Here is a 3,631-nt window from a genome sequence, read left to right on the forward strand (position 1 = left end):
ATGCGTCTCTACACCGTTCCTATACCGCTTGTGAAGAATCGCGCACCAGCAAATCAGGGCGGAGCACTACGCGGCGGGGCGAGAAGTCGCCGGAGGGCTCGGCCAGAATCTCCAGAAACAGGCGCACGGCGGCCTGGCCCATCTGCTCGCAGCGCTGGTCGATGGTGGTGAGCATGGGTTCAGTGAGAGACGTGAAGGTTTCGTTGCTGAAACCGGCCAGGGCCATGTCCTGGGGCACGCGCAGGCCACGCTGCTTGAGCGCTTGCAAGGCACCCACAGCCGCAAAGTCGCTGGCCGAAAACACGGCGTCGGGTGGGTTGGGTAGGGCGAGCAGGTGCGCAATGCCAGCTGCGCCATCTTCCATTTTCATGTTGCCGATGTGGATTAGGTCTTCCTCCACGGGCAGGTCGTGCTCCCGCAGGGCATCGAGGTAGCCCTGGCGCCGGTCTTTGTAAATATTGAGGTGCTGCGGGCCGCCGAAGTGCGCAATACGACGGTACCCTTGCTGGATGAGGTGCTTGGTGGACTGGTAGCCGCCGGCGCGGTCATCGAGTACCACGGCACTCACATCCAGCCCATCCAGCACACGATCAAAAAATACCAGCGGAATCTGCTGCCGCTGCACCTTCTCGAAGTGCCGGAAGTCGCGCGTGGTGCGCGATAACGACACCAAAATACCTTCTACCTGCGCCCCCAGCAGGGTTTCGATGTTCTGGCGCTCATGGGCCACATCTTCGTTCGACTGGCAGATGAGCACGTTGAAACCGGCCTTGGTAGCCACCGTTTCTATGCCCTTCACCACCAGCGTAAAGAAGTGGCCATCAATGTGTGGCACAATCACGCCCAGTAACTTGCTGCGGCCTTTGCGCAGGCCAGCGGCTAGGTGGTTGGGCTGGTAATGCAGCTCTTTCGCCAGCTTCCAGACACGCTGCTTGGTGGCGTCGCTGATGCTGGGGTGGTTGCTGAGCGCCCGCGAAACAGTGGAAACGGAGATGCCCAACTGCTGCGCTAGGTCGGTAATGGAGGCTTTCGTGCGGGCCAAGGGAGGGAGGGTAAAGAAGCACAACGGTTGTCGCAAAGTTGCGCAAATTGTTGCGCAATCTCACGAATAAAAACCTGCGAATGGATGCGCTGCTGGCTCAGTTACGGGCGCACATCATCGCCAACAACACGGCAGATACTGCTACCGAGGTGCTGGCTGGGGCGTGTAGGTAGGGCCCTGGCAGCGTGGGCCCTGATCGGTCCAAAGCAACTTGTCGATACACAGTTGTCGTTCGGTCATGCCTTCGTTCCAGGCGTGGTACACTAGGTACTCGGTTCTGCCATTGGGGCTCATGGTGTGCGAGTGGTGGCCGGGGCCGCGCACTTTGCCCGGAATGGAGTGGAGCACGCGGGCACCCTTGTCGGAGCCGGTATCCTGGTAAGGTCCCATGATGGTATCGGCCACGCAGTAGTCCACGCCGTAGCGGTCAGTTAGGAAATTGGCACCGCTGTAGAAGCAGTAATATTTGCCCTTGTGCCGACGCACGAAGGGGCCTTCCAGCGTGTGCCACTCCGCAAAGGTGCGGTTGTCGTAGAGCGGCATGGTGCGATTTTTCTCGAACACAGTCCAGTCGTGGCGGGCGCGCATCACGGTGCGGCTTTCGCCGGCCAGCTTGGTCATGCCCACGAGGCGGTCTACGGCCAGGCCGGTGCCGGGGCGGTAGCCATTGTCGGTGTCCGTGAAGTCGCGGGCGTAGAACAGGTACCATTGCCCATCGGTGTCGCGGAAAGCGTGGGCGTCAATGGTGAACTTGCTCTCAGGCACGTCCAGCATGGCCACCTGCTGGTAGGGGCCTTCGGGCTTCTGGCTGGTGGCCACGTAGAGGCGGTGACCCACGGAGGAAGCAATGGCCCCGCCGCCTTTGGAGTAGTACATATAAAAAGTGCCCGCATGCTCTACCACTTCCGGCGCCCAGAAGTCTGCGCCTTCGGCCTCGGGCGGGGGGAGAAGGGCACCACCCGTTGGCTGCCAATCAATTAGATTTTCAGAAGTAAGCAGCGAGAAAATACGGCCATCACTCGTGCGGCTTTGGCCAGTGGTACCAAAAGCATAATAGCGCTTGCCGTGGCGTAGCACAAAAGGGTCGGGGAAAGAGCCAGAGTAGACGGGGTTGGTATACGTGCGAGCCGCACCCATAACCTGTTGGTGAGCAAGGGCCAGCGCAACCAAGCCAGCAGCTGACTGTTGCAGAAAATGACGACGAGAAAGCATAAAAGGCAAGAAGTGATGTAGATACTCTCAGCAAATAGGCGCATTTTTCACCGGATATGCAAACGTTTGCATCATTGGGTAAAGTCGATTAGCTTGCAGATTCTTATCTGGATAGGACTCCACAAATAGAAATATGCATCCTGATTAGCACGGGTAGTAATGTAATGCAAAATCTCATCAGACAGTTTCTATAAACAGTCAACTTGTTGTTCCGATACGCTATTGTTCTTGGGTTTTCAGACAAACGTTTGCATGAAATATAGCACAGTTCAATCTTCCACTAGCCTGTCCCATCATCATGGCCAACCCAGCAAGCCGGTTGCCCGGCATGTATGGCAGGCACTGCGGTATGGGGTAGCTCTGAGCCTGCTAGCAGTGTTGTTGCCAGCAAAAGCGTGGGCCCAACAAACGTTCACGAACCCATTGCAAACCAATGGCCCCGATCCGTGGGTAGCGCAACGCAATGGGTACTACTATTACACCAATACGCTCGGCAACCGCATCGCACTCTGGAAAACCCAGCAGCTAAGCGAGGTAGGGAAAGCGCAGCCCGTTACGGTCTGGATGCCACCAGCCACCGGTCCTAACTCCACCCAGATATGGGCGCCAGAGCTGCATTACCTCCAGGGCAAGTGGTACCTCTACTACACCGCCGCCGACAAAGCCCACCCCGACGATGACCACCGCTACGTGTTTGTGCTGGAAAATGCCTCGGCCGACCCTACCCAGGGTCAATGGGTAGACAAAGGCAAAGTGAACACGAAGTATACTGGCCTCGATGGCTCGGTGTTCGAACACGGCGGCAAGCAGTATTTTCTCTACTCGGCCTACGTGGGGCCGCAGAGCGTGCTCTGCATTGCGCCTCTGCAAAACCCCTGGACGATTGATCAAAACAAAGAAGCCATCATCGCCCGTCCTACCCACGCGTGGGAAAAAGGCGGGGGTAGGCAGATTCTGGAAGGACCGGAGTTCTTGCAGGGCAAAAAAGGTCAGTTGTTTATTGTGTACTCGGCCAGCGCCTGCTGGGACGACAACTACTCGCTGGGCATGCTGACCGCCGCCAAAGGCCAAGACCCACTCCAGACCGAGTCGTGGACCAAGGCGCCGCAGCCGGTGTTCAAACCCTCGCCCGAAAACCACGTGTGGGGCACCGGGCACAATGGCTTTGCCAAATCGCCCGACGGTCGGGACTGGCTAGTGTACCACGCCAAAGCACAGGCCGATGGCAAATGTGAAGGTCGTGGTTCCCGTATGCAGCCCTTCACCTGGCGCCCCGATGGCTCGCCCGATTTCGGCGTGCCGGTTTCGTTGCAAACGCCCTTGCGCTGGCCCGCTGGCCGGTAGGGTAGGGATTGTCATTTCGAACGCAGTGAGAAA

At 58.2% G+C, this 3,631-nt stretch carries 3 protein-coding genes; 1 reads left to right on the plus strand and 2 read right to left on the minus strand.

Going from position 1 to position 3,631, the window contains the following annotated elements:
* Positions 1-19 precede the first annotated feature (19 nt).
* Both KYK14_RS21670 and KYK14_RS21675 read right to left on the minus strand, forming a co-directional pair.
* Positions 20-1,042, minus strand: a complete 1,023-nt coding sequence (locus KYK14_RS21670) for a LacI family DNA-binding transcriptional regulator (RefSeq protein WP_208305951.1) — start codon at positions 1,040-1,042, stop codon at positions 20-22.
* Positions 1,043-1,183: 141 nt separating this feature from the next.
* The gene (locus tag KYK14_RS21675) at positions 1,184-2,254 is read right to left on the minus strand and encodes a glycoside hydrolase family 43 protein (protein WP_219161741.1); all 1,071 of its coding nucleotides are present in this window, start codon (positions 2,252-2,254) and stop codon (positions 1,184-1,186) included.
* A 252-nt stretch (positions 2,255-2,506) separates the two neighbouring features.
* Here KYK14_RS21675 and KYK14_RS21680 point away from each other — a divergent pair, with 252 nt between their 5' ends.
* Positions 2,507-3,598, plus strand: coding sequence for a glycoside hydrolase family 43 protein (locus tag KYK14_RS21680; RefSeq protein ID WP_219161740.1), 1,092 nt, complete (start codon positions 2,507-2,509; stop codon positions 3,596-3,598).
* The last annotated feature ends 33 nt before the right edge of the window (positions 3,599-3,631 follow it).

The sequence above is a fragment of the Hymenobacter profundi genome (assembly GCF_019334315.1).
GTDB lineage: Bacteria > Bacteroidota > Bacteroidia > Cytophagales > Hymenobacteraceae > Hymenobacter > Hymenobacter profundi.